We start from the raw sequence: 26,392 nt of genomic DNA, 5'->3' as shown, positions 1-26,392 counted from the left end.
CTTTAATTATATACTAATCGATCCATAAGTCGTTGACAAGAGCGGCACGAATGTATAATATATGGAATGATCGATCCGCAAATATAATTAAGGAGTTGAATAAATGTCTAGTATTGAGCTTTCTAATAAAGAAAACAATCCTGCTGCAGTCTCTTCTGAGGCTTTTCCATGGCTGGGATTGCTCGCTTTAGCCATGACAGGATTTATCTGTATTATGACGGAGACGATTCCTGCCGGCTTGCTTCCGCAGATAAGCCGGGGGTTGCAAATTTCAGAAGCTATGGCCGGTCAGCTTGTCACTGTGTATGCTATTGGTTCCCTGGTGGCCGCCATTCCTGTTGCTATTGTTACTGGCGGGTGGCGTAGGCGGCCGCTGCTGCTGCTCGCTATCGCAGGTTTTTTGGTGTTTAACAGCATCACAGCCTTTTCGTCCAGCTATCCGGTTACTTTAGCAGCCCGGCTGTTCGCAGGCATATCGGCTGGAGTCCTATGGGGCATGATCGGGGGCTATGCGCTTCGTATGGTCCCAAGTAAACTAAGTGGGCGGGGGATGGCTGTTGCTATGGTTGGAACACCTATCGCATTAGCCATAGGCGTCCCTGCGGGAACCTTTCTCGGAAGCCTCATGGGCTGGCGTTCCGTTTTTGGAATCATGTCAGCGTTGACTGTGATCCTGATTGCATGGGTGCTATGGAAGATTCCAGATTATCCCGGACAGTCCAGTGATAAAAAAATCTCAGTTTATGGGGTGCTGACTACACCTGGAGTTATCCCCATACTTTTTGTAGTACTAGCCTGGATGACAGCTCATAATATTTTATATACTTACATTGCTCCATTTTTGGCTGCGAATGGACTTGGCGGCAGTGTCGGGACGGCATTGGCTTTCTTCGGCTTTGCAGCATTGGCGGGAATCTGGGTAACGGGGATGCTTATCGACCGCTGGCTGCGGAAGCTGGTTCTAATCAGCCTTGCGGCTTTTGCTGTTATTGCTATTGTACTGGGTTATAGCAGCAACCATTCTCATACGATCTATCTGATGGTGACGGTATGGGGGCTAACCTTCGGTGGAGCAGCAACACTTCTGCAGACAGCGCTTGCCAGGGCTTCCGGGGAGAGCAAAGTAGATATGGTAATGCCAATTAACACTACAGTCTGGAATTTGGCTATCGCTGCTGGCGGCACGGTTGGCGGCGTTTTACTCGATAAATTGGGTACAGGATCTTTTTCGTGGACATTATTTATTCTCTTATTCTTAGCACTTATCATTGCCTGGAGGGCCAAGAAACACGCATTTCCTCCGAAGTAACGCAGAACTTGAGGCGGCTTGTGGTGAGATTTTTACAGATAGCGACTGATAACCTCAATGCGCGGAGGAGTTCGCCCATCTTGAGATGATTGCGACCATGATCTATAAGCTGACTAAGGACGCCACGATTGAGCAGTTAGAGGCCGCTGGACTCGGTCCGAATTATGCGACACGCGATCATGCACTGTTCTATAACAACGCCGTAGGGGTTCCGTTTACCGCTACCTATATCGCCGGCCAAAGGCGATCCGCTGGCTGACTTATATGAGGATATTGCCGCCGAGGAGAAGGCCCGGGCTACATATCAGTGGCTGATTGATATGACGGATGACGTAGATCTGCAGGACAGTCTGAAGTTCCTGTGGGAGCGGGAGATTATTCATGCGATTCGGTTTAAGGAGTCGGTGCAGATATTGATTGAGGATCGGGATAAGAAGAAGGTATTCTAATTTCGTAGAGTGAGGTCAAACTGACTTCTTTATGCGATATCTACTTTCAGTTTCTAGGACATTTTGATTACAGCATATTCAAATTCTGCCCCTACCGTTAGGTGGGGCTATTTGATATTCGCGATGATGTTAGGCGACATAAAGCCTCGGATTTTCCTGGTCGTTTATAGACCCTGGTTTGTCCGAGGCTATTCGATAATTGGATCAGTGGCAGCGAAGCTACTAAAGATTTTCTTTGAAGAAAGCTTTTAGTTTTTCAACAGCTTTACTTACGGGCTCTGGCTTATCATACAAATCATAGTGGCTTGCTCCATCAACAATAAATAAATCTTTTTTCTTAGAGGCTGCTCGGCTATATAGATCGTGGCCGTCACGGTATGAACCAAATACTCCTTGTACGCCACCTACAATAATCTGTAAAGGCTGAGTCAGTAAAATGTCTGCCAAATGAAAGGCATCAAAGGCGATGATGGAGTCTACGCTTGTGAATTTCAATTTGTTCGGAGAGTTAGGGTGCTGGCCTCTTGGTGTTCTGTAGTAATCAACAGCTTCTACAAGGTCAAGCTCAGTCATGCCTGCTGCTTCTCTTTCGGTGTGACTGCCAGGCACCCACTCTGTAATAAGTGGCGCGGCTCCACGTGCTTCGGCAGTGCGTTGTTGGGCAACTTGTTCTAACATTTGGATCGGATCGTATTCACGATATCCACGTCCAATATTCGCGACAGAAACCGCACCAACGGCTTGGATGCGCCGCTCTGTCATTGCAGCATTTACAGCATATCCGCCTCCTGCGCAAACCCCTAATACGCCAATACGATGTGCGTCTACGCAATCTAGCGTAGTCAGGTAATCCACCGCAGAGCGAACATCTTCAACCCGTGCAGCGGGGTATTCGGCGTGAAGAGGTTCACCTTCGCTCTCTCCTTGATAAGATGCATCGAATACAATGGTAACATACCCTAGCTCAGCAAGTTTTTTTGCATAAATGCCTGCCGTTTGATCTTTACAGCTGCTGCCCGGATGAACACAGACAATAGCTGGGAGTTGCTTCTTCTCTTCAGCTTGCTCTGGTATATTTAAGATCGCCGCTACTTGCAGTCTATTCGCGGGGAACGATACCTTTTTTTGAATCACTGTCATAATTGTATACCACCCTTGTTATTTTATTACACTAGTGAGTTTTAATCGCTTTGTGTATACTTATGTTATTCTGAATGATCCGTTTATTCAATAACCACATGATGTGATATGAGTGTTATTACACATTCCGTTATATGTGTGTAGCAACGAGAGGAGGATTCCGGTGTGGAGAAAGTTGATCGAAGAATTGTGAAGTCCAGGCAGGCCATTCAAACGACCTTTTTGCAAATGTTAGTCAAGGAAGGGTTTGACGAGATTACGGTCAGAAATATTACAGAACAAGCCAATTTGGGCCGAAAGACATTTTACCTTCATTATGTTGATAAGTACGATCTGTTAGATAAGATTGTAGATGACCATATCGCGCAAATGAGAAAGATAAGTGATCAAAAAAAAGATTTGGGGATTTTAGAGGGCTCGATATTGTGGTTCTCGTATGTTGAGCAGCATAAACCGTTTTTCGCTGCTTTATTTAAAAGCAAACATGCTTCGGCATTTCGCAGTAAACTGCTGTTATTTACTACAGGCGAGATTGACAACAAAATTCATGAGGGCTCGCACCCCCTAATGGATAAGACGATTTTCTTGAAGTTTTTGGCAACAGCAACCATGGGTGTATTGGAGGCTTATGTACTGCAGGAAATAGATAGTGATATTGAAGATATAGCAAAGCAAGTGGTACAGTTATTCGAGAAGCTTATAAACTAAAATGCTTTTCTTTTCATGGTTTTATTGAGTTGGAGTTTCAGAATGTTGGATGATGTATAACCTCTCTGCGCAGAAGAGTTTGCCCATCTTGAGATGATTGCGACCATGATCTATAAGTTGATCAAGGACGCCACGATTGAGCAGCTGGAGGCCGCTGGACTCGGTCCGAACTATGCGACGCGCGATCATGCACTGTTCTATAACAACGCCGCAGGGGTTCCGTTTACCGCTACCTATATCGCGGATATAACTAATATTAGCGTCAACAGTCCCCCATCGAAATCAAAAGGCGGGGGCTGTTTGACGCTTATATTTATTTGCTATTGTATGAGAGCTGAGAGAAGTCTCCACAGAGGAACGACATACCATGGGACACCGTACGGATAACAAGAATAAGGGAATCAAATGCTTTTTTTTGCGGAGAGAAGAGATAAGACCGCGGATGCGGGCGAATTGATGGGCCTTTTGAGGAAGGGAAATAAATAAAGTTCTTACAAGCACAGCGATTGTGACAATGATTTCTTCTCGATGCTCCATCCAAAACAATGACTATAATTCTAAACCAATTATTCAAATAAAAAAGAAAATGGATCAGTTGAACTCAAGTGGTTTGATGTTTTCTTCTTATCAATTTCTTTAAATGATGTTGTGAATCCTGCCGAAATCAGTATCGTTCCACAGAGAAATATCCAAATCAAAAGTCCTGTTACTATCCACATTAATTTTCCCTCCTCAAGATATTAAGGATACTTTATAAAGTGTACTTAATTAGTGTAGAGCAGAAGTTATATCTTGTCAAGATGAATCATTATGTTTGGAAGTCCATGACTTATTTTATAAAAAAGTTGTAAACTACCTGTACAGGCAGCAAAAGCAATATTATTATTTTTCATTTCGCGATAAACTTGTTTTATCTCATACAATCTCATAAAAAACTCCACATCTATTAGGGTATATAAATAATCTAATAGAGTGGAGTTTTCACTATGCGTTTGATCCATTTCATAATTAAATATACTTTATAAAGCATATTTAATTATAATGAGGTGTGTGGTATATATGGAGAGTCTTGGAGGCTCCAAGGTATTCTAGAGGGAATTTAAAAACGGAGAACTGTAGATACTAGTGGCAAGTTAATAGGTAGGGAGAGGCTTATGGAAAAAGCAAACGGAAATCTAGTTAAAGAAATCAATGTAAACAATGTTCGTGAAGCTATGAAGCAGATGGAAACCGCAACAAAGTCCCAATTGGCCGTGTTGACGAAACTGAGCGTAGTCACTATCAATTCGCTTATAAAGGAACTGCTCGACCTCGGCGAAATATTTGAAGATGAAACTGTTCCATCCAACGGAGGAAGGCCTGCATTAACCTATCGTTATAATTATGACTTTAGTCTGGCACTGGTCATTTATATGAACGAGAAGCAGGGGAAAGATGTGGTTTTAGCGACTGTGATTAATTTGCAAGAAAAAATTATAGTAAGAGAAGAACATAACATTCCACTTTTTGACCGCAGCCGTTTCTATGAAATGATTGATGTTATTGTCTCCCAATATCCTCGGATTAAAGTGATTGGAATTGGTATTCCTGGGCAGTCGGTAAATGGTGAAATTACAGTGAGCAGTCATGAAAAGCTGCAAGGCGTTCGAATGATCGAAGAGATACAAGGACAATTCGGATTGCCGGTTATACTGGAAAACGATGTGAATGCTGCTATAAGTGGATACTGTGCACGAAGAGAGTCCGTAGAGAATCAATGTATTCTTGGTGTTTATTTTCCGGAAACATCCCCTCCGGGTATGGGGATTTATATGGATAGAAAAGTAGTAAAAGGAAAAGATGGCATGGCGGGAGAAATTAAATTTCTTCCTATCGATGTTGATTGGAATAGTTCATTAAAGACAGAGGCATTTATAGAAATTGTCTGTACCATTATTCAAACTCTAAATGCTGTTCTTGCTCCGGATCAAATCGTGATATATCAGAGCATGATTGATGAAGACACATGGGCACGTTCATGGAAAGCTTATAAATCCAAACACTACATGGCTTCGTATGCAGAGATTATTCTTTTGGAATCGTTCCATGAAGACTTTGAAGCAGGCATGCGGTGGTTAACCTTAAAGGAACTGGAGCCCTCATTCTCTGTTTTTAAATAAAAGAAATAGCAGGGTTAGACTTATAAATCCAGAAGTGAATAACGACATCTCCGACGACTTATTTGAATACCATAACGTTCTTTTAGTCTTCTTATTAGGTTGTCTGGTGCGAATTAACAGAGGATTTGGAGAGGTTCATTTTCTATATTGGGGAGATACGGAATAGGGCTGCCTTATTTAAGTGTGAATGGTAATCGCAATGGGGAAGCTATATCAGAAAATGAGCTTGATTGAAGAAACAGAAGGCCTAAATTCAACCCACAGACGCAGGAATGAACTAATACAAATGGTCTAAGTTACTTCAAAATCTCACAATAAAAGGTCCGATTTCCACTCTATCAGAGAGAAATCAGACCTTTTTTCTTATCAGAAAAAAGGAAATAATAGTATAAATTTAAATGTAAATGGGAATATAGGTTCAATTACTTATAAGTGAATTATTTGTCTAATGACTGTAGACCTAAGTCTTTAAACTGAGCTGAATTTGTCGAAAAAGGAAGAATAATGGCTAATCGGGGGAATTAGAACTATATTTGAAAGAAATGTAATGGAAAATATAAACTTTCAGAAATCCCCACCGATAATGCTTGAGTTGAAGTAAGAATTGATAATAATGTTATTTTTTACATTAAAACAACTTATTTAAAATTCAGTTAATACAAAATTCCTATCCAGTGGTGATGAAGAAATGAGCGCTCCAGAAATGCTAACAAATCAGGTACAAAGAACCCCGCGTATTAAGCCGAATTACCCGGAAGGCGAACTTATTCTGGAGGATCCAGCCAGACCTTCGGGAAAACCGACATTTTCATGGCTAACTATATTAATCCCGCCAATCGGGATGTTGGTTATCGCAATCTTCATGTCTACGTTAACCAGGTCGTATACGATGCTAATATCTACGATGAGTATGACTCTACTAACGGTCATGGTATCAATCTTAAATTATACCTCTAGTGTCAAGAAGCATCATGAGCTGAATAAAAAGCTGGAAAAGAAATATCTCAACTACCTGTTTCAAGTCAGGAATGATTTACAAAGTGCTGCCAGCACGCAACGTGAAGCCTATACATACATACACCCGAGTATTTTATCCTGTTTAGAAATTGTCCGTAATAGGAGCAAACAGCTTTGGGAAAGAACAGCCATTGAAGATGACTTCCTGAATATCCGGCTGGGTATTGGGATTCAGCCTATAGCACTGCTGCCAACATTTAGTGCGAAGGCAAAAGCAATTGATGACGAGAATCTGCTTGAAGAGATCGCCAGCAAAATATGTGAAGAAATGTATTTTGTGAAAGATATTCCAGTCTACATTCCGCTGAGGAATGTGAATACGCTAGGAATATTCGGGAAGCGGCAAGAGGTGCGCGATTTTATTAATGCCACTATGGTTCATCTCACTACTCACCACGGATATGATGATGTAAGAGTGATCTGCGTTATGCCGCCTGAAGAGCTGAAGCACTGGGAGTGGCTGAAGTGGCTGCCTCATTCATGGAATAAGGATAGAAGCCTACGATGCTTGGCTACGAATTCTTATGAGGCATCCAAACTTGCTGATGAGCTGCTTCCAGAGCTGAGAAAGAGAGAAGAATCTAGCAAGAATAGTTATGGCCTGCAATCCTTACATACTCCACACTATATTTTTTTGGTGTTTGCTCCTGAGCTTTGGGAGAACACTGATATGATGAAATACTTATTGTCTAACAATTTAGGATCAGGAATTACTAGTGTTTTTATGTCGGAGAAGATTGATGTTGCACTTCCATTAAATTGTCAGGTTATTCTGGAGATTAAGGATAGCCAGGGCATGGTTCGGAAAGATATCAATCATCAACTGGGGCATTTGGCAGATTACTTTGCTGCCGATTCATTGGATGAAATCCATTCAGAGTTTTTTGCTCGTTCAATAGCGCCTTTGAGAATAAAGGAAGGGCAAAATAATAGCTATATTCCACCAATGGTTACGTTTCTGGAGAGCTTTGATGTTCAAAGTATTGACGAACTCAGTGTATTGGCACGCTGGTCAAAGAATCAGGCTAACCGGACGTTATCTATTCCCTTAGGGTTGGGGGCTGGAGGAAAGCTACTCTTATTCGATATGCATGAAAAAAGCTATGGACCTCATGGACTTGTAGCGGGTACGACCGGTTCAGGAAAAAGTGAACTGCTTCAATCCCTTCTGTTGGGATTAGCGGTTGACTATCATCCCCACGAGGTAGCATTTGTCTTGATTGACTACAAAGGTGGAGGAATGGCAAATGCCTTCCAAGGGCTTCCCCACTTGGTGGGAACCATCACCAATCTTGGCGGCAATCAGATCAATCGGGCCTTGGCTTCCATCAAAAGCGAGCTTCTGCGCAGACAACGCCTGTTCAGCGAAGCTGGTGTGACCAGCATTGACAACTACATCGTTCTTTACCGCAACAAGGAGGCAAAGCTTCCACTCCCCCATCTAATAATAGTGGTGGATGAATTCGCTGAACTCAAATCCGATCAGCCTGAATTTATGAAGGAGCTAGTCAGTGCAGCGCGGGTCGGAAGAAGCTTGGGGATCCATCTAATATTGGCAACTCAAAAGCCATCAGGTGTCGTTGATGATCAAATATGGAGTAACTCGAGATTTAAGTTGTGCCTGAAAGTACAGACGCCGTCAGATAGTCAGGAAATGTTAAAGCGACATGAGGCGGCAGAGATTAAAGAAAAGGGGCGAGGGTTTCTGCAAGTCGGAAATAATGAGATATTCACCTTATTTCAATCCTCGTGGAGTGGGGCGCCGTACCATGCTGGTTCATCCAATGAGGAGGATACACTCCAGATTGAAGTTGTTGCATTAGACGGCGAACACAGAGCACTGATTCCTAAAGAGAGAAAAAGCGATGACACTGCTGTATTGAGCCAGCTGCAAGCAGTGGTGGATCATATTGCTGCCCTTTCTCATGAACAATCCATTGGAGAGGCCTTCCAGCTATGGCTGCCGCCTCTTCCAGAGAACCTTGCGTTGGAAGAGGTGTTGGATGCGGTGCGGATTTGGAACGGAGAGCTGTGGCAGCAACCAGTTGATAATCTTACTGCAACCGTTGGAAGGATAGACAACCCTTCTGAGCAGGAACAATACAATCTGGATATTAATTTTAATCAGAATGGTCATCTGCTGGTGTACGGAGCGCCAAGCAGCGGAAAGACTACACTGTTAAAAACGATTATCATGTCACTTGCCCTGAAATATGATCCGGAATATGTGCATTTTTATATTCTGGATTTCGGTACAAGAACCCTGGGAGTCTTCTACGAGCTTCCACACGTAGGAGATATTATTTTTCCTGAGGACGAACAGAAGCTGGGCAAACTACTCAGTTGGCTCCTGTCTCAGTTGGAGGAGCGCAAACACAAGTTCTCCCAACTTGGGATTAGTAATCTGGTCTCTTATTGTACGGCTACAGGTGAAAAGGTTCCTTACATAGTTATTCTGCTTGATAATTACACAGGATTCTCAGAGGCTTACGATGATCATGTACTAGATCTGGCCAAGCTGGTGCGCGAAGGTGGGAATTATGGTATTTACTTTGTGTTCGCAGCCAATGCCGTTAATTCATTTCCTTACCGGATTAGCCAGAATATTAAGCAGGCACTTGTGTATCAAATGTCTGACAGAATGGATTACTCAAGTATTCTGGGAAGAACAGAAGGCATGGAGCCGACCAATACGGTAGGGCGAGGGTTGCTTAAAGATACTCGAATCTTAGAATTCCACACCGCTCTGCCGGTAGCAGCTAGTTCAGATGATCAGATTGCTGTAGGAATCCGTCAGATCAGCTCGCAGATGAAGGCTGCTGCAGGGGACCTTAATCCTATCGAAATTTCAGTAATCCCTGAGAAGTTATCTCTTGCTGAACTTCTGGAGCGGGCAAACCAGAAGCGTGGAGATAGAATTAATGATTGTCAAATGCCAATAGGGCTCGACTGGAATACCACTATACCGATTGAAATCGATGTGAAGAAGACTAGCAACTTTCTCATTTCCTATGTAAATCAGTCGAAATTGGATCTTAGATTCACGTCTATTGTCCAAACACTGCATGAGTCGATGGATCAAGTAACCAAGGAAATCTATCTGTTTGATAGCGGTGGGGTCCGACTGCCGAAATTAAGTAAACATCAAGCGGTAACGAATTGCATGAGTACAGCGGAAGAATTCCTAAGCTTTACACAATCAGTAATAGATCAGCTTCAATTAAGGAAGAATGATGGCCGGCAGGCCTTTGCCGCTGCTTCAATACCTGAAGAGTTCGATGAAACCAACTATATTCTCAGTAAATACCCGTTGCTCGTTATAGTGATTCCTCAGCTCAAATCCGCTTTTGAATTAATGGAAAATGATTCGCTGGATCACTTAGAACGGATATCGAGATTTGGCTTTGGCCTGGGTGTGCTTCTTCTAGTTGGCAGCAATGTCCAAGAACTGAACAAGATGCAGCTTATTACCGCTCTAGCTAGTGAACTGATTAATAGCGGGAATGCATTGCTAATCGACGGAAGACCTAACGATCATGTATCCTATACGCCGCTATTGGAGGGAATGGAATACCATGAGCTGAACCAAGTGATGGGTGAGGGGGAAGCAATGTTATTAATAGAGGGTACCTATACACGTGTCAAATTGATAACAGAACTATAGACAGCAGGTGCAGTAGCTATGAAGCCAGAGCGGGAAGTTTTTGAATTACAAGCTTTAGAAATTATATATTTGACAGCCCTAACTGGGGGGAACGGGTTTCCGGGCCTTATGATTGATTTGGAAGGCGAATCGGAACTCAAGTTGCGTTCCCTAATGGATGCTCAGATGAGGGCTCTTGAATTAAAGGGATATGTAGAGATTGATTTTATGGGAAGGGCCAAAGTTAATGAATTACTTCATAAATGTATTGGAATTGGGTCCAACTGCGACTCTTATTTCTGCCAGTATGGGCAAACGAATCAAGAAGTACATAGGACTTATTATTTTATTCAGGACGAATATCGTTTTGAACTGACACATCATCCGGAAACCAACATCTATAAGATGCAAGAAATATATGGTCTGCATGAGTTTATGTTTCAGGTCATTGAGCGGTTTCCATTAGTGCAAGACAGGGATAGCCATGAAGCTGCAATTGAAGAACAGCATCTTGGAGAATGGGTGGAACTGTCACTTCTAGAAGGGGCGGTCATCTCCTCAATCGCGGAAATCCAATGCCGCAGCGAGGAAGCTCATATTATGCGTGAACTGGTGATGCTGATTCATGAGGGACAAATGTGGGCGTTGCAGCGTGCTCCTGAAGACCAAATCAGCCGAATTACTATGACTCTAGCAACGGCGATAGAAGAACTATGTTTATGGCTACAAGTAGAGTAGCTTTCACGGGGAGGAGCAGAAGATGACAGCTGCACTAACAACTTTTGTGTTTAAAGGTGAGGTAGAGAAAGTTATAGATTTGGACATTTCCCTCTCTATTTCAGCGGGGGAATGTCTGGAACTATTGAAGAGCGTGCATTGGCTTCCGGATCACTGGAAATTTAGATGTGAGGTCAGCAGTACTGGTGAGGAGTGGACGGAGCTTGAGCATCACGTTGTATTAGCTGAGGTTATCCAGGGAGACGGAGCCATTATTCGGATTTTGCCCTATTGAGTATATGGATTTGTAAAGGAGGATACCTATGAAAAGTGTACATTTAGTCTGTTCCCCTGAACTCATTTTGCTTCTATCCCGAACACTTGAGAATGAAGGATATGTGATTTCCGGTAAACACTCAACTCTACATAGTTTTATTAGCGGTTTTAGCAGTAAGGAAGTAGACCCCTCTTCCATAGTCATTATGGAGGGAGGTGCAGGATTAGGCACTCCGGTGAGGTCGGCTGATATTATCGGGTTCATGACACTGATCCGCAAATATCTGAAAGCTACTCGGCTAATTGTCCAATTGGATCCTGCGCTGCAGACGGATATTGAATTTATACGTGCCATGGTGAACATGAATATTCACGATCTTCAGTTCACAACTGAATTTCGGGGCGACGATCTGCTGAACTGGATCAGGGAGAAGAAAACAACAAGGGATTACTACAGTATTCTCGGTAAAAAGAAAGGCCTTTTCTCATTTAGAGGGTCATCAGCGTCAAATACTCCAATACCAACTGTAGAGGAGCCCGTATCTGCTCCGGCGAGGCAGGTGGAATCACTTACCCGTCCACAGTCTGCTTCGGGACCCAAATCGAATGCAACTGCTGCTGGCGGATCGGTACCATCAAGACCAAGACCGCCAGCCAGGACAGAACCGCCAGCTATATCCGATGCAGCGATTCGTGAGCGCTTGGAACAGATGATACCCCAGGAGGTTCCCGCTGCATCAGCGGTGGGAGGGAGAATTCTCGGCGGCCATGTGCCGCTCGTCATCGGCATTTGCGGTGTTGGCGGCGAAGAGGATGTGGGAGCAGCAGCTTTCTTGTTGGCGGCAAGTCTTGCAGACTTGGGTTGGAAACCGCTAGTATGTGGGGATGATCGACCTGAGATCAGCTCTCTCGAACAAATTGTATTTGACGGTGAGAAGGAGGACTCCTCTTCTAATATGTTCGAGTATGAAGGCGTAACGTTTTACCGGAGAGGTTACTCGTGGGACATCTCTGAACTGCTGGCGAGCAATTTCACTCATATTATTCTCTGGGTTGATATTCATCATGAACGAAAAGGAATCAGTGGGCTGGAGCTCTGGTGGAACTCGCAAATCCCCATGATGGTGGGGAACGGGGCAATGTGGAAGTATGAGCTGCTCAAAGAGAAGCTGAATACCCTTAATCCCTTTGAACGCAAACGGTGCAGGCTGCTGCTGGAAAATGGGCATCAGGAAGTGCTGCAAATGCTGAAGAAGGATTTTGTAGAGATACAGGCAACCTTGATTCCCGTACATCAAGATCCACTCTATCCGGATAAAACAGCTGTCGAATGGGTGATGAGGCTGCTGTCTATCCAAAAAAAGCTTTTTCGCAAACAGACGCTGCTCTGGGGAATAGCGGGTGCTGTTCTATTTGTCACTTTGTTACTAATCGGAATCGGATTCTCTTTTGTTCCGGAAAGCCGATAATTCAACATTTGGAGGCTGAATATGAATTCAGGAACGGTTAGAGGTATTGCTTTTGATTGCCATAAATTATTGCCTCCAGCCCAGGAGTGCAGTGACAAAATGACTGGGGCTATCGCAGGATTGTCTGATTATTGGGTCGATTTAGGCGGGGAAGAGTTTAAGCAACACTGCGGGGAATGGATTAAGAAAATGAACTTATTCAAGGAAACCATCGCACAGATTGAATCTGGAATGCTGAGATATGCAGATAAATTGCAGGTAGAGGAAGAACGGGTGGAGGCAGCAAGAGTTAGGGAAGCTCAGAGACAAGCCAATGAGCGGGCTGCAGCAGCGGCAGCACCAAAAAAGACAGGCAACATTAAATAGGGATGGAAATGAGGTCATGAAGTGGCAGTACGCAAGAGTAAAAAAATATTGAGATATTCGATTATTTCAGGTTGTCTTGTTGCCGTCATTACATCGGGTGTATGGTTTGCAACCTATCGACACTACAATGCAAAGCTTATCGATGAACGGGTATCTTATGAAGAACAGCTAACGGATAAAGACGAGGTTCTGCAGCGTTATATGGATCAATCCCAAACCGCTTATGTGCTTGTATCCTCCAAGCTCGCAGGAGAAGCAATCACGGAATCGGATGTTATGGAAGAGAAGCTTCCTAAATTTTCGTCTCCTGACAATTTGATCAGTGAGTCCAAATTGATTGTAGGCAAATATCTGAAAATTGACGCTATGCCTGGTACAGCATTAACTACTGAGATGGTACGGGATGAAGAGAGGTTGGACCCGTCAGAACGGAAAGAAGAGACACAATACATCAAGCTTCCGCTTCGTTTGACTAAACGGGATGTCGTAGATATTCGGATTGTTTTTCCTAATGGTGAAGATTACATAGTCGTTGGAAAGAAGTCGCTGGAGGATGTGGATCTGGCGAATCAATATACATTTTTTAATGATGATGAAGAAGAGATGCAAATGCTGCAGGCAGCGCTTGTAGATGCTTATATTAACAATGCAGAGTTGTACATGAAACAATACGTAGAGCCAGAGCTGCAGCCTGAACCGGAGGCCAATTATGTACCCAACCTGGATGTATTAAGAGTAATTAAAGATAATCCGCTAATTATCGATCAGGCAAAATGGAGCCTTGCTGCGCAAATTCGGACTGAACTGGAGAAGCGCTTGGAAGCTATCAAGGATGGCAATGAAATTCATGTTGGAGCCCAGGCTCCAAGTGGCAGCGGAGTGATCGAAAGAAAGGCTGTACAGGGATCTACTGCGGTTGAAGCGGACAATAGTCAATCCGTGAATGGCATTATAGATCAAACTAATCAAGTGCCGGTCGATTCAAGTGTTGATAAGGGTTCACCCGAGGTACAAGGTAATACCACAACAGATGATAGCTTGCTGGAAGGAGAGTGACAGACTTGAACATTGTTGTCGCGGGGGAGTGCGAGAAGCACGACTTTATGCTTGTAGCAGCTGTCTTATTGAAGAATTATTTCAACAATGAAGTCATGATAATATCGGACAACAGCAGACATTATCAGTATTTTGAAGGAGAAGTATCCGGTGTGAAAATAGCGGATTCTTCAGCAACCGTGAAACCGGAAATTGTTCTATACGATTGGCATCACGGTTATCCGGAAGGTCTTGAAGACGAGGTTGTGGCTTATGCAACAACCTATGAACGTCAAGCTATGGAGAATGTGGATCTGCTGCTTAATCAGAAACGTATGCCGGCTGTATTGCTTGTTATTGAAGAAGAATGCGGTCTTGGATTGAAGTATATTGACAGATATTATCCGGTGATTTCTTCCCAAATCAGTTACATCAGCAGTCCGGAGAGAAAGATAGATTGGGTTCATGATGGAAGAGTAAATCTCAAGGTAGATAAAGATTTTGCCGAAGCTGTAAATGATTTTTTGGTGGAATTCTGCAATGTTCCAAAGGTTGACATCAAGAGGCTGTGGCAGTATGCAAGGAAACGGGGGTAGTTAATGTGCTTGTAGCTTTTTGGGGACCTGCCCATGGACAGGGAAGAACTACTTCGAATATGGCGGCTATTGCGACAACAATAGCGCTGGATAATCATATCCGAGTGTTAATGACACACACGCATTTGGAACAAGGGGCACTGGAGTATGTATTTGCCCAGACAAGACCGCCCGCCCAATCTACGCGTACTTCAGGTGGGATGGATGCAATCGAGAGACTAGTACAATGTGGAATGCTTACTCCTGAGGGGATTAGAGATCATGCGGAATCCATTCTTAAAGACCGTTTAGAAATGTTGGGGGGATCAACTAGCAAAGAGGGGCAGGCCACCAAATTGCTCTTGCCGCATATTTTTAAGGATTATAGACGGTTTTATGACTTGATGTTTGTGGATATTTCCTCTGAGGATAACCTGGAGGTGATCTCACTGGTTATGGAGCAAGCGGATCTGGTTGTTGTTAACCTGAATCAGAATCGGGTGAATCTTGATTCGTATTTCTCGAAGAATAACACAGTACCTATTCCAGCGGGCAAACCGGTTCTGTACTGTCTGGGCTCCTATGAGAGCAGTTCCAGGTTAAACAAGGACAGAATCATTAAACAATATGATCTTAAGAAAAAAGAGATAGGTTATATTCCGCACCATATCCGTTACATGGATGCTCAGAACGAGCAGCAAATTGTTCAGTTTATGCTGAAGGCAAGAGAGGCTAAATCCCGTTTTCTAGAGTTTAGTGAAGATGAATACTTTACCGGAGCGGTGCGCCATATGGGACAGCTAATTCTTCAGGCACTGGAAATCTCTCCCGTATCAGAATTGGATGATGATGATGATTAATCTGATCCTTATATTGGTTGTCTTGATCGCAATCGGTGTGTTTGTATTCTTGTGGCTTAACAGACATAAAGAATCGGCTCCATCGTCCAATCAGTTGAAATATGATATGAATGAAATTGTGCTTTTTATAAGACAGGCCTTTGAGGAGATTATGGCCTCCTCTCTTTATGAAGGAAGCCCGAATGAGGTTGAATATAATCGCCGTAAGGCTCGCCGGAGGGAACTGCAGAAGGCACTTAGAAGCTGTATGCACGGAGATTTATCAGCTAAGAAATACGTGAAATTATATATGAAAGATCTGCTTGTGCAAACCTATGGGCTGGATGAGAGCAATGTGGATAAGATTATAAGCTTCAGTCAGACTACAAGGCTTACTTCACAGGATTGCTTCGATATTCTACTTCATGTCTTTAAGAACACACATGGGCAAGAAGCGTTCAATGTGATGGTAGGCAAATATAATCTCGACACACTTCACAGACTGTCTGATGGCTCCAAGGGCTACCAGATTACTGAAGAGCAGATTCGCAGCATCTACAATGCCGAGAAACCAAGACTGTCTGTTCAGGATAAGATTGAAATTATCGTGCAGCGGGCTTATCAGGTGTATAAGGGGCTTGGAGTGATTGACGAGCTTCGGGACCAGAACATTGACGGTATTAATGGAGGAACAAGCGGTATGCCCCCGGATGTAGTGCAAACGACCGACTTCCTGGAATATACAAAACAGCAGCATCTAATTCCACAATCGTATGATGCTGTGTGGACTTTTTACCACGGGAAGTCGCTTCATCTGGAATTTTTAAGCTTTGGTTCGGAGCAGGAGCTTAAGCGAGTCTGCCAAAATATTTATGGGTTCGGAAATCCGGGACAACTAAATGAATCCAAGGGTTATATCATTAATGATATGGCTGATGGCAGTCGGGTAGTGGTTGTTCGACCCAAGATGGCAGAAAGCTGGGCCTTTTTTGTCCGCAAATTTAATGACTCATTGGTGGAGCTGGATCAGCAGATTCTGGATCAAGGCGCACCACTTGCGATAAACATGCTTGTGTTTCTTATCCTGGGTCATCAGGTAACAGCAATCACCGGCAGACAAGGCTCAGGGAAGACAACACTTCTAAAGGCAATGATTAAATATATAGATGCCAAGAACATTCGTATACAGGAGAGTTCATTCGAAATCTGGGCTAGAAAAATGTATCCGAGCAAAAATATTTTATCGTTCAGAGAAACACCTACAGTAAGTGGACAAGACGGTCTGGATGTACAAAAGAAAACCGATGGAGCAGTGAATATCGTCGGGGAAGCGGCTACCCATAGTGTTGTCAGCTATGTTATTCAGGCCGCCCAAGTAGCCTCCGAATATACCTTGTTTACCCATCACGGTAAAACCTTGGCTAACCTGGTTAGCGCTCTGCGCAACAGTCTTATCGCATCGGGAGCCTTTAGCAACGAGAAGATTGCTGAGATGCAAGTGGTTGAAGCGCTCGGATTCAATGTTCATCTGGTGCTGCGTGCAGGCAAAAGATACATCGAACGGATTACTGAGATTATACCGGCTGACTCCCAGTTCGAATATCCGCAGCATTACAAAGATCCGGAGAATATAGCGGATAAGCTGGATGCTTTTATGGATACGATGACCGAATACTTTGGCCGGATGACAGACCGGCGTTCTTATGAATACAAGGATATCATTGTGTGGGAATCCGGAGAGTATGTGGCCAAGCATCCTATCAGCAATAGGAAGATTGAGGAGATGCTGAAAAATATGGACTCAGACGATGCGGTGCAGTTCGAAGCCTTCCTCGGAGAGTATTGGGGGCAGTCCGCATGAGTCTACAAACGATATCGTTGATTATTTTAGGATCATTGACAGCTGTGCTTGCACTGCTGCTTATCCTGCTAAGCATTGTGCAGAGTAAATTAAAGGGCACTCAGTACCAGGAGCAAAGACGCTTGAAAGCCCTGCTTCCATCCAGAAAAAAAGAACGAAGATGGATAGAACAAGCTCAGAAGGCATACCCCATCTTGGATGAACTGCCGCTGGTAAAAAAACTGCTTCATCAGATGCGCGCACGTCTTACGATGATCCATGCTGGCAACGAAATCATGATCAGAGGCCGCGCGGCTGCGCTGACCCTGATGATTATCACCTGTATTATTGTGATATCGCTGCTCTCTTTACTCTGGACCTCTTCCTGGATTAGTCGTGCGACCATTATGCTGGTCTCCATTTATCTGGGAGGTATTCTTAGTGACCTCTTTATTAGCCGTCTAGTTAAGCAGATGTTATATGACCAATCTTCAATGATTCTAGATATCCGTCATGAATACCACCAGACGAATATGGTGCAGGTTAGTCTGGAGAATGCAGCAGAACGTTCGAAACCCATAGTAGCTTTACATGCCCGACAGATTGCAGGGATTCTGGCAGCTGTTGATCCGGAAGATGAGCTGCAACAATATTATGAGATTGCTCCCAACCGCTATATGAAACAATTGGCAGGGGTGAGCTTCAAAATAGGTGAATATGGGGATGCCGATATCCATAAAGGCGAGAAATCAATTTATTTATCTATGCTCGGCAATATCAGAGAAGAAATCCATATGGACATTAATCGGCGTGAACGTATTGATCGATTGCTATACGGTATTGTATTTGTGGCTATTTCACCAGTATTTATGTTGGACCCCATCCGTAACTGGGCGGAAAGTATGTTTCCGATTGTCGCCAATTATTATAATTCGGCTTGGGGAATGTACTCATTAATCTTGCTCTATTTGACTTTTGTTATCTCCTTTGTTGCCTTGCGGATTCTTAAGGGAGTAGACGAAGATACCAAGGCGATCAAAGATGAAGGCAAATGGTTAAAGCGGGTCTTGAAGAACAAATGGATATTTAAGGTGATCGACAGGGTGACTCCAGGGGAGCATGAGCCCGTCTATTTCAAGGTTGCCAGTAAACTTAAGGAAGCCAATTCGGGGCTTTCGCAGCATGCCTACTATTTACAGAAAACCATGGCTGCTGTGCTAGCCTTTCTGTTGATCGTTATTATTCAATTTTCCATACATGAGAATATCAAACATAATATTCTGCATCCCAACGAAGAAATTATGACAGGCGGCAATCAAACAGAATCTCAAGTGATGTTGAGTAAAGAACGGTATGCCTTTGAGGAATCATTGATTGGAGAACTGGTCGCCAAAGACCTTTCTCCTGATCAGATGGGCACGTTTATTCAGGAAAGAACGGAGAACAAGCAGTTTCTCCAGGCAAATCTGGATGAGAATACTTATGCCACACAGCTTATGCAGCGTGTAGAGCATTATCACGAGGAGTATTACAAATGGTATGAGCTTCTACTCGCATTTGCGCTGGCGGTAGCGAGCTTCTATTTGCCAGATATATATCTGGTGATCCGCACGCAACTAAGAAAATGGGAAATGCAGAATGAGGTGGATGGCTATAATACGCTTTCTATGATGCTGTCTCAATTTCCCAATATGAGCGTATTTGAAATGATTGAGTGGCTGCACCGGTACAGCTACATCTTTGAGCGTCAGCTGCTGCGCTGCATGCTGGACTATGAAGCGGGAGCATGGAATGCCATTGAGAATCTGAAGGAGGATGCCCGCTTCGTACCGCTTGAACGGTTGGCTGACCGCTTGCAGGTAGCAGCGGATCTAATCCCGGTGAAGAAGGCATTTGATGATATGGACGCGGAGAGAGCCTTTGCCATGGATCAACGCAAGGAACACTATGAGAAGGTAATCAGCAGGAAAAGTACACTTGGTAAAATATTCGGGTTCTTGCCGATGCAGGCGACGTTCACCTTATATTTACTGCTTCCCTTCGTTTATATGGCCTTCCAGCAGCTGGGTGACTTGACTGTTGTGACTGGCAAAATGTGAAGGAGATACAGGCATGGAGAATATAGCAAGCTTTCTAAAAACAACGGTATCTATTCTGATCACACTGGCCATTATTTCATCCGGGTTGTTCCTGTGGGGGAAGACACAGCCTGTTGTCGAGTTGGCGAACAGTCAAGCGGCAGCACAGGCCAGGGAACTCTCGGAACAGCAATATTCAGCATTTGATAACCAGCTTGTCAGCGGTTCACAGATCTTGACGGCTTATCGGCGTTATGAGTCCCAGCAGGGCTTCTGTTTGTATATAAAGAGACCTTATACAATCGCTGAACAGTACAGGGAATTCAGTATGAAGCCCAGCGGGAAAGGGAACTGCCGGGCATTTGATTATTCCAGTGGGAAGTTCAAGGACGGGGATGCTTCCAGTTATATAAACGAAGATGATATCACTTATGCGGGCGACTATTACATCAGTCCTCAGTCCAGATATAGAGCGAAGCTGGTAAAAGATAATAATGATCGGATCGCAGCCATTTATTTCAAAGCGGAGTAACGGACGTCAAGGTCAATAGAATATGAATAAGCTTCAAATAAAGTGAGGAGGAAACATCATGGAGAATATCTCGACTGGACTTAAATGGGTTATCGGCATCATTGTTACCATCCTGATTATCGCCGCAGGTGTAAGTATTTATTTGGTCATCAACAACTACTTCATCCGTGCTCAGGAGCAGACTCTGGCCCAGACGCAGATGATTAATCAAGCGGAGTTTAACAGCTACGATAATAAGGATGTCTCCGGCCAAGATGTTATCAATGCGGCGATGCGGTATAAAGGGCGTCCGCAGTTCGCGATTAAGATTTATACAGGGGAAAATGAGACTCGAGGATTTTATGCGGAGAATACGTATGGAGCTAAATATAAAGTTCCAACTACTGGGTTCGTGGATTTGACATCAATAGGTGAAGAGGAAGTTAAGAGTGTTTCTGAAATGCTGGATATAACGGATTCTGACGATTTTAATGTCAACACTCTAGGTGTTTTCAAAGCCAAGATTTATAAAGATCAGAATGATGAGGTTAGATTGATTGTATTTAAACAATAGTAATAATTGATAGTAGTTTCTGTCTTTTGCATAATACCTTTAAAAAGGAGAACAGGGTGAGAAATACATGGAGAATATTTCGACTGGTTTAAAGTGGGTGATTGGCATTATTGTCACCATTCTTATTATTGCTGCTGGAGTTAGCATTTATCTAATCATCAATAACTACTTTATCCGTGCCCAGGAGCAGACTCTTGCCCAGACTCAGATGATTAATCAAGCGGAGTTCAACAGCTATGATAATAAGAATGTATCCGGTCAGGATGTGATTAATGCGGCGATGCGTTATAGAGGGAGACCACAATTCACAATAATTATTAAGACAGGTGTAAACAAAGCAGGATTTTACGCTGAGAATGCTTATAGTACTTACTATAAGCTGGCTATACCACAGAACGGGGAAACAGCAGCAGAACCAATTAATTATAGTGTGAAAAATGGTTCTGCAGAAGCTCATAGTGTATCGGAAATGCTGGACCAGAGTGAAATCAAGAGTACGAATATCGGAAATTTCAATGTGAATACTCTTTCGATTTTTAAGTCTACAGTCATCAGGGACAAGAACGGCGAAGTTCGAATCATTGAATTCGACCAGAACAAGGCTACTAAATGAGAACTAGCACTCAGTTTCTACTAACTCTCTTTGCCTGGATATTGTTCGCTATAGGCGGCTTTACGTTTCTGCGGCTGGAAGGGGAAAACGCTGTTCAAGCACGGCAGCCGGTGCAACCTACAGTTGCATCGGCGCCTTATACAGGCACAGGCGATTTGAAGAAAGTCAATGGTGAACAAGTGATCGGTATGATCCCTTCGGCACTGGAGGGAGACTATATTTTATATATTGATGGCATTGTGATTAATATGGAAACAGATCTTACAGCAGTGGATTTGCGCGGAGTTCCTGGTGGTGCTTATCAGTTAAGCATCACGCGAACAGATGAGATGATTACGAAAATCTTTGCCACCCGCTAAGAAAGGAGGACCCGTCGTATGGCAGATGCACTGAAAGGGGTAATCGTCGTTATTTTATTGGTATTCGCTTTCGGGGTGTATCCCGCATACCGTCAATCTGAAGTCGTGGAGAGAAACACCAAGCTCGCGGCTAACGCAGCAGTGGTAGAGTTCGTGGATACGGTTCGTGCTAAAGGATATGTGGATGTGAACGACTATAGGTTGTTTTTGCACTCACTGGATGCCTCATACGGCGTTTTCGATGTACAGATGGAGTACTACAAGAAGGAATTACAGCCATTATATATAAATCCTGATGATTACTCGACATTCCAGGACAGTTTCAGTGTCAGGTATGACGGCTACTTCAGTAAGGATATTTTGGATGTGTTGTATCCAAATTCCACACTATCTGAGGATAATCCTGGCAGACGATTCACCATGCATGTGGGTGATTTATTTAATGTCCGGCTTGAATCCGAAGGCACGACCCTTGCTTCACGAATGCGTTCGTTTCTTTTTCACAGTGAGCTAATTCCGGTCAATTTGAAATACGGGGGAATGGTGCGAAGTGAAGCCCCTTAGTGTATTACTCATTTTTCTGATACTCGCGATTCCGCTCGTTCTTATCAATGATACTAGAGAAGACCAACGTATCTTTAATCAAGACCTTTATAAACGGTATTCGGATGATTTTCAGGCCGCAGTGGATGATGCTGGAGACTATATGTCGCGACTGGAAATGCAGCCGACTACAACAGCAGTGCATTATGGACGAGAACGTCAGCTGCAGCTGGATCAGGATGTATTGAATGTGTTCTACAGTAATCTGGCTATGAAATTTGGCTTGGAGAACAATCAGAACGAAATGAACAATTTGAAGCTGCATATGCCAGCACTCGTGTTATTCGGTTATAACGGCTACACCTTGATTACTCTGGATGATACGGCAAGCACTACTGGAAGCAAAGAGCTTAAGCCGGCGAGTTGGCCTGAGCGTCCCTACTACTATAAGCTGCAGAACGGTAATCTGCTCTATTTCACTTTGGATGACAACGCCCGGGTATATGATACAGGCTCCAATGAATTTTATGAGGGAGAGTATGCAGCGCTGGCGGCAGAGACTAGTCTCTCCCCTTTAACCTCCATAGAACTATTTCACGAGGTGCGCCAGAGTACGATAACTTCACTAGTTGAAAAAGATTTGGCAACGGCAATTAACAGGCATCTGGAACTGGTGAAACGTATGGATTTGTCGGTTCAGTTCACCTTACCCCGCGGACTGCAGGAGCAGTCCATACAGGATGTGGGGATCATGGCTTTTATCCAAGGTTATCCTCTCCCTGGTGGTGAGCTTCTGGATGCTTATTCATTAGGCAGCGGTGCGGTCATGAAGCGCAAGATTCTGGTAGGAACCAAGAATTCTGCAGGAAGACATATTGCATACGGGGAAAGTTGTGTGCCAGCTGGGGCTGTTGTTATTGAAAGCCTGTTTGATCCCGAGGAGGCTGCACGGAAAGGGTATTTTGTTGAGGATTGTGCGGTCAGGTAAGCTGGGGAAATTACATTTTAAGGACTCCGGTTGCTTGAACTAAAAGGTGAGTATTCTTGCGGAATATTTCATGAACCGACGTATACCGAACGATACATACGGTGGTGTGTGAGGTCGGGGCTTGTCGCCCCCTCCTACTCGATTTAGATGCAAGCTGGGGGAAGCACATGTCTGTAAAGAAGCTAGTATTCAAAGAAGATGAAGTCGAGCGCTTGCGCACGAAAATGGGGTTACTTAGTCAAGATACCAATCATCTATACCTACAGTTTAAAGGTCAGGCTAACAACTGGGGCGGTATTCCACTAGGCCAAAACTTGCTGCAGGCGCAGGTGCTGATCAACGAACTGACGATGGAGGCTGAAGAGCTTGAAGATATCATTCGTCTGGCCGTAAAGGGTGTACAAGGCGTTCAGGAAGAGAACAAACGGCAGATGAATCAGTTGGCTCAGCAGTTCAGCGCTCTTGGCGGTATGTTCGGGAGGCTTGGGGGAGGTAGTGCAACCGGGCGGATTACGATTCCGCCCTTTGTCCAGAAGGCGGCCACGAATCTAATCTCCTCGATTGCCGCACTGCTGGGCCGGGATGAGCTGAATAGTGATCCTATGGTCAAGAAGCTCCAGGATATTATTCAAAAATCCGGTCTGGGAACCATAGACAGTATAGCGGCGCAAAGCAAGCTTAAGGATATCTACGAGGCGCGGGATCAGATCGCGAAGGCGCAGACGGCCTACGAGGTGTATGAGGCATTTGGAAATAAAACGCAAATGGACGCGATGCACAAGCTGGCCGAAGACGCACGGGCGAAGCTGGAATCCATGGGTATAGACGAAGTCCAGTATCAGACGGGGAAGGATCTAGGTGTCTATTACAAGCAGCCAGCGGTTAGGGCGTGTGACTATGATCCGTCGATCACGACAAGTAGCGTACCGCTGATGCAGGATGAGTCGTATCTGCTGCTGCTGCGAATGGCAATGGAATCAGGAGATCAGGGGGGCTGGGCAAAGAGTCAACTGGACGGAAAAAGATTGGAGATTAAGTTAGCGGAGGCTGGGAAGATCGTTGCGGCACAGATCGCGGCAGAGAAGCGGCTGAATGGTCCGCCGCTGGAACTACCGGATGGGACGCTGATTACCGCGAAGAACAAAGAGAATGAAATAACCTTTAATTATTTTAAAACGCATGTTTCTGATCCCAAAGAAACGAATCAGGCATTGGCATACTATGTATGGCTGGAAGAAACCTATGGAATGACCGAATGGCGGAAGAAGGTCGTGCAAGCGGATGCGGTAACGAGCGCATTTGTAGGAGCAATTATCGAAGAGACGGTTATGGGTGTAGTGGATACGGCAAAGTTAGCGTTCAACTTTGTGGTAGATCCGCAGAAGACGACGCAGGACATGGTGGATAAGGCCACCTATTTGATGAACCATCCGGAAGCACTGCTCGAAGCAGCCCGGACGGTATACCATAACTTTGATGAGGGGACCCCGGAGGAAAAGGCTGCGATGCTGGGGTCGGTCGCCTCCTTGTTAGTGCCAGGACTCACGATTACGAAGAGCGGAAAGGTAGGCAAAGTGGTCGACGGGGTGCAAGGGCTTGCCACCAAAGTCCTCCAGAACTCCGAACGCTTCACTGGATTCCCTAATTTGAACCCATTTTTAAGTACGCCGGAGGGTTTCACTTTCAACGTAGGAAAGATCACGCCGGATACGAATTCGCTGCCCAAGACATCGGTACAGGAGCATTATCTCAATGAGATGGACGGGCTTGGGGATGTGAAAGCGGGTAAGGTTGAGGGGACGGGTGATACTTCAGGCAATTACATAAAAGAAATAGATGAAGTAAACTATGGCGACCAATTTACTAAAGGAAAAAATGGGAGAAAAGAACTCGCACCTAATGTTCAATATATAACTCAAGATGGATATAAATACAAAACGGATGAGTTAGGAAGAATTGTTGACGTGGAAGCAGATAATCTGATACTTAAAGAAGCAGATAGAAATTTAGGAATGCAAAGAGCCGCTGGTAGAGAGGACAGATTACCAGAGGATGATGGAGGTCATTTGATAGGAAGTCAGTTTCATGGTTCGGGAGATATTGATAATCTTGTTGCTCAAAATAGTCGAATTAATCGTTCAGGCGGTCAATGGTATAAAATGGAGACGGAGTGGGCAAAAGCTTTGAAAGAAATACCACCAAGAATAGTATCTGTCAGAATAGAACCATTATATTCAGGAAATTCAATACGACCGGATTCTTTTGAAGTAGTTTATGAAATTGAAGGAAAAGGGATTTTCGAGAAAATAATTAAAAATCAATCAGGAGGTTGAGTTTGTTGGAGAAAAGACTAAATGATTTATATCGACAAATTGCTGAAACGGTTAATGAAATGATTCCAGAATTATGGGAGAAGTTTTACTTTTATGCTCAAGTTTCTGAAGATGGTGGAGGTACATATTTTTTCTATCAACCTGCATCCAACCAGGAAAAGTATGAGTACAGTCTTGAAATTCCTAATAAATATCAGGTTAACGAAAAAAAATATAGATTAGATAAAAGAAAGCTATTTTCCATAGCGGAAGAAATGAGGGAGGTATTTAAAAGTGAGAATCAAGAATTATGGTACTCTTTCACGTTAATCTTAGAGAGAACAGGTGAATTAAAAGTTCACTTTGATTATACAAATTGGTTTGATACTGATTATAGCTTTAGTGATCAACTTATCATTTGGAAGTACAAATATCTAAGCGAGATACCAAAAGATACTGGACTACAAAGATTAATAAAACAATACTTAGAAGAGTTTCCTGATAATCCAATTTAAATCCCAATTCAAATCTTATTTAAAGAGAATATTCAAGAAATTTTCACCAAACAAAATTAAGTATGGAAAACAAAGTAGAACTTTTGAAAAAAATTTCAAACCAAGATTTGATAAATAAAATAGTTGTATGGTCATAAGGGGGATGTTAAGTGGATTTATTTACAAAGCTAAAGAAATATACTGAGTTTTCAATGGGGCAATCCAAGGAAGTGAGTGAACTTATTTTGATGAGTACTTCAATGTTGCGGAAATCAGGGTTATGCTGATCTACGTATTTTTACGAACTACTATAATGATGATCCAGGTGAACATAAGACAATAGATGCATTCTCCAGTTTGTTTGAAAACTCTACCCTC

Annotated in this window: 23 protein-coding genes and 2 pseudogenes; 23 read left to right on the top strand and 2 right to left on the bottom strand. The window is 43.7% G+C overall.

Annotation, left to right across the window (positions count from 1 at the left end):
- Positions 1–103 precede the first annotated feature (103 nt).
- Positions 104–1,309, top strand: coding sequence for an MFS transporter (locus tag GJB61_RS08635; RefSeq protein ID WP_154118038.1), 1,206 nt, complete (start codon positions 104–106; stop codon positions 1,307–1,309).
- 64 nt (positions 1,310–1,373) lie between these two features.
- Positions 1,374–1,758 (top strand): annotated as a pseudogene (locus tag GJB61_RS08630) (manganese catalase family protein); the annotation flags it as partial.
- Positions 1,759–1,980: 222 nt separating this feature from the next.
- Here the strand turns inward: GJB61_RS08630 and GJB61_RS08625 are convergent.
- Complete coding sequence (locus GJB61_RS08625; RefSeq protein ID WP_154118037.1) at positions 1,981–2,898, bottom strand: alpha/beta hydrolase; 918 nt, start codon at positions 2,896–2,898, stop codon at positions 1,981–1,983.
- Between the two features lie 165 nt (positions 2,899–3,063).
- Between GJB61_RS08625 and GJB61_RS08620 the strand changes: the two genes are divergently transcribed.
- A complete protein-coding gene (locus GJB61_RS08620; RefSeq protein WP_338115715.1) occupies positions 3,064–3,606 on the top strand; it encodes a TetR/AcrR family transcriptional regulator in 543 nt (180 codons plus the stop codon).
- 72 nt (positions 3,607–3,678) lie between these two features.
- A pseudogene (locus GJB61_RS08615) lies at positions 3,679–3,849 on the top strand (manganese catalase family protein); the annotation flags it as partial.
- 323 nt (positions 3,850–4,172) lie between these two features.
- Here the strand turns inward: GJB61_RS08615 and GJB61_RS08610 are convergent.
- Complete coding sequence (locus GJB61_RS08610) at positions 4,173–4,325, bottom strand: hypothetical protein (RefSeq protein WP_154118036.1); 153 nt, start codon at positions 4,323–4,325, stop codon at positions 4,173–4,175.
- A gap of 435 nt (positions 4,326–4,760) precedes the next feature.
- Between GJB61_RS08610 and GJB61_RS08605 the strand changes: the two genes are divergently transcribed.
- From GJB61_RS08605 to GJB61_RS08510, 19 genes are all read left to right on the top strand, one after another.
- The gene (locus GJB61_RS08605; protein ID WP_154118035.1) at positions 4,761–5,765 is read left to right on the top strand and encodes an ROK family protein; all 1,005 of its coding nucleotides are present in this window, start codon (positions 4,761–4,763) and stop codon (positions 5,763–5,765) included.
- A gap of 703 nt (positions 5,766–6,468) precedes the next feature.
- The gene (gene essC, locus GJB61_RS08600; RefSeq protein ID WP_229521540.1) at positions 6,469–10,446 is read left to right on the top strand and encodes a type VII secretion protein EssC; all 3,978 of its coding nucleotides are present in this window, start codon (positions 6,469–6,471) and stop codon (positions 10,444–10,446) included.
- Positions 10,447–10,554: 108 nt separating this feature from the next.
- A complete protein-coding gene (locus GJB61_RS08595; RefSeq protein ID WP_229521539.1) occupies positions 10,555–11,163 on the top strand; it encodes a hypothetical protein in 609 nt (202 codons plus the stop codon).
- 22 nt (positions 11,164–11,185) lie between these two features.
- Positions 11,186–11,437: a hypothetical protein gene (locus tag GJB61_RS08590; protein WP_154118032.1), complete on the top strand. Its 252-nt coding sequence runs from the start codon at positions 11,186–11,188 to the stop codon at positions 11,435–11,437.
- 28 nt (positions 11,438–11,465) lie between these two features.
- The gene (locus tag GJB61_RS08585) at positions 11,466–12,887 is read left to right on the top strand and encodes a hypothetical protein (RefSeq protein ID WP_154118031.1); all 1,422 of its coding nucleotides are present in this window, start codon (positions 11,466–11,468) and stop codon (positions 12,885–12,887) included.
- A gap of 21 nt (positions 12,888–12,908) precedes the next feature.
- On the top strand, positions 12,909–13,253 hold the full coding sequence (locus GJB61_RS08580; protein ID WP_154118030.1) for a hypothetical protein: 345 nt from the start codon (positions 12,909–12,911) through the stop codon (positions 13,251–13,253).
- A 21-nt stretch (positions 13,254–13,274) separates the two neighbouring features.
- A complete protein-coding gene (locus tag GJB61_RS08575; RefSeq protein ID WP_154118029.1) occupies positions 13,275–14,309 on the top strand; it encodes an SAF domain-containing protein in 1,035 nt (344 codons plus the stop codon).
- A 5-nt stretch (positions 14,310–14,314) separates the two neighbouring features.
- Complete coding sequence (locus tag GJB61_RS08570) at positions 14,315–14,884, top strand: hypothetical protein (RefSeq protein WP_154118028.1); 570 nt, start codon at positions 14,315–14,317, stop codon at positions 14,882–14,884.
- Entirely contained in the window at positions 14,857–15,723 is an 867-nt protein-coding gene (locus GJB61_RS08565) for a hypothetical protein (RefSeq protein WP_229521538.1), read from the top strand. The genes GJB61_RS08570 and GJB61_RS08565 overlap by 28 nt, the downstream gene beginning before the upstream one ends.
- Positions 15,707–17,563, top strand: a complete 1,857-nt coding sequence (locus GJB61_RS08560; protein ID WP_229521537.1) for an ATPase, T2SS/T4P/T4SS family — start codon at positions 15,707–15,709, stop codon at positions 17,561–17,563. The genes GJB61_RS08565 and GJB61_RS08560 overlap by 17 nt, the downstream gene beginning before the upstream one ends.
- Complete coding sequence (locus tag GJB61_RS08555; RefSeq protein WP_154118025.1) at positions 17,560–19,641, top strand: hypothetical protein; 2,082 nt, start codon at positions 17,560–17,562, stop codon at positions 19,639–19,641. The genes GJB61_RS08560 and GJB61_RS08555 overlap by 4 nt, the downstream gene beginning before the upstream one ends.
- 13 nt (positions 19,642–19,654) lie before the next feature.
- Positions 19,655–20,152 (top strand): hypothetical protein, encoded by a 498-nt coding sequence (locus tag GJB61_RS08550; protein WP_154118024.1) that lies wholly within the window; start codon positions 19,655–19,657, stop codon positions 20,150–20,152.
- 58 nt (positions 20,153–20,210) lie between these two features.
- Positions 20,211–20,705, top strand: coding sequence for a hypothetical protein (locus GJB61_RS08545; protein WP_154118023.1), 495 nt, complete (start codon positions 20,211–20,213; stop codon positions 20,703–20,705).
- Between the two features lie 67 nt (positions 20,706–20,772).
- Positions 20,773–21,318: a hypothetical protein gene (locus tag GJB61_RS08540; protein WP_154118022.1), complete on the top strand. Its 546-nt coding sequence runs from the start codon at positions 20,773–20,775 to the stop codon at positions 21,316–21,318.
- Positions 21,315–21,677 (top strand): hypothetical protein, encoded by a 363-nt coding sequence (locus tag GJB61_RS08535; RefSeq protein ID WP_154118021.1) that lies wholly within the window; start codon positions 21,315–21,317, stop codon positions 21,675–21,677. The genes GJB61_RS08540 and GJB61_RS08535 overlap by 4 nt, the downstream gene beginning before the upstream one ends.
- Before the next feature lie 18 nt (positions 21,678–21,695).
- Entirely contained in the window at positions 21,696–22,241 is a 546-nt protein-coding gene (locus GJB61_RS08530) for a hypothetical protein (protein WP_154118020.1), read from the top strand.
- Positions 22,228–23,208, top strand: a complete 981-nt coding sequence (locus GJB61_RS08525; protein WP_154118019.1) for a hypothetical protein — start codon at positions 22,228–22,230, stop codon at positions 23,206–23,208. Before GJB61_RS08530 ends, GJB61_RS08525 begins: the two co-directional genes overlap by 14 nt.
- Positions 23,209–24,854: 1,646 nt before the next feature.
- Positions 24,855–25,541 carry a DNA/RNA non-specific endonuclease gene (locus tag GJB61_RS32545; protein WP_420819738.1) on the top strand — a complete coding sequence of 229 codons (687 nt, stop codon included), beginning with the start codon at positions 24,855–24,857 and terminating at the stop codon, positions 25,539–25,541.
- A gap of 5 nt (positions 25,542–25,546) precedes the next feature.
- Positions 25,547–26,035 carry an antitoxin YezG family protein gene (locus tag GJB61_RS08510; RefSeq protein ID WP_154118018.1) on the top strand — a complete coding sequence of 163 codons (489 nt, stop codon included), beginning with the start codon at positions 25,547–25,549 and terminating at the stop codon, positions 26,033–26,035.
- The last annotated feature ends 357 nt before the right edge of the window (positions 26,036–26,392 follow it).

The sequence above is a fragment of the Paenibacillus monticola genome, assembly GCF_009664975.1.
Lineage (GTDB): Bacteria > Bacillota > Bacilli > Paenibacillales > Paenibacillaceae > Paenibacillus_AQ > Paenibacillus_AQ monticola.
This window is presented reverse-complemented; position numbering and strand designations above follow the sequence as displayed.

Excerpts from the sequence above, each read along its gene's own strand:
- GJB61_RS08550 (WP_154118024.1), top strand. The coding sequence starts at position 19,655 with ATGGAGAATATAGCAAGCTTTCTAAAAACAACGGTATCTATTCTGATC.
- GJB61_RS08535 (WP_154118021.1), top strand. The coding sequence starts at position 21,315 with ATGAGAACTAGCACTCAGTTTCTACTAACTCTCTTTGCCTGGATATTG.
- GJB61_RS08605 (WP_154118035.1), top strand. The coding sequence starts at position 4,761 with ATGGAAAAAGCAAACGGAAATCTAGTTAAAGAAATCAATGTAAACAAT.
- GJB61_RS08625 (WP_154118037.1), bottom strand. The coding sequence starts at position 2,898 with ATGACAGTGATTCAAAAAAAGGTATCGTTCCCCGCGAATAGACTGCAA.
- GJB61_RS08530 (WP_154118020.1), top strand. The coding sequence starts at position 21,696 with ATGGCAGATGCACTGAAAGGGGTAATCGTCGTTATTTTATTGGTATTC.
- GJB61_RS08595 (WP_229521539.1), top strand. The coding sequence starts at position 10,555 with ATGATTGATTTGGAAGGCGAATCGGAACTCAAGTTGCGTTCCCTAATG.
- GJB61_RS08540 (WP_154118022.1), top strand. The coding sequence starts at position 20,773 with ATGGAGAATATTTCGACTGGTTTAAAGTGGGTGATTGGCATTATTGTC.
- GJB61_RS08580 (WP_154118030.1), top strand. The coding sequence starts at position 12,909 with ATGAATTCAGGAACGGTTAGAGGTATTGCTTTTGATTGCCATAAATTA.
- GJB61_RS08555 (WP_154118025.1), top strand. The coding sequence starts at position 17,560 with ATGAGTCTACAAACGATATCGTTGATTATTTTAGGATCATTGACAGCT.
- GJB61_RS08585 (WP_154118031.1), top strand. The coding sequence starts at position 11,466 with ATGAAAAGTGTACATTTAGTCTGTTCCCCTGAACTCATTTTGCTTCTA.
- GJB61_RS08610 (WP_154118036.1), bottom strand. The coding sequence starts at position 4,325 with ATGTGGATAGTAACAGGACTTTTGATTTGGATATTTCTCTGTGGAACG.
- GJB61_RS08545 (WP_154118023.1), top strand. The coding sequence starts at position 20,211 with ATGGAGAATATCTCGACTGGACTTAAATGGGTTATCGGCATCATTGTT.
- GJB61_RS08635 (WP_154118038.1), top strand. The coding sequence starts at position 104 with ATGTCTAGTATTGAGCTTTCTAATAAAGAAAACAATCCTGCTGCAGTC.
- essC (WP_229521540.1), top strand. The coding sequence starts at position 6,469 with ATGCTAACAAATCAGGTACAAAGAACCCCGCGTATTAAGCCGAATTAC.
- GJB61_RS08590 (WP_154118032.1), top strand. The coding sequence starts at position 11,186 with ATGACAGCTGCACTAACAACTTTTGTGTTTAAAGGTGAGGTAGAGAAA.
- GJB61_RS08560 (WP_229521537.1), top strand. The coding sequence starts at position 15,707 with ATGATGATGATGATTAATCTGATCCTTATATTGGTTGTCTTGATCGCA.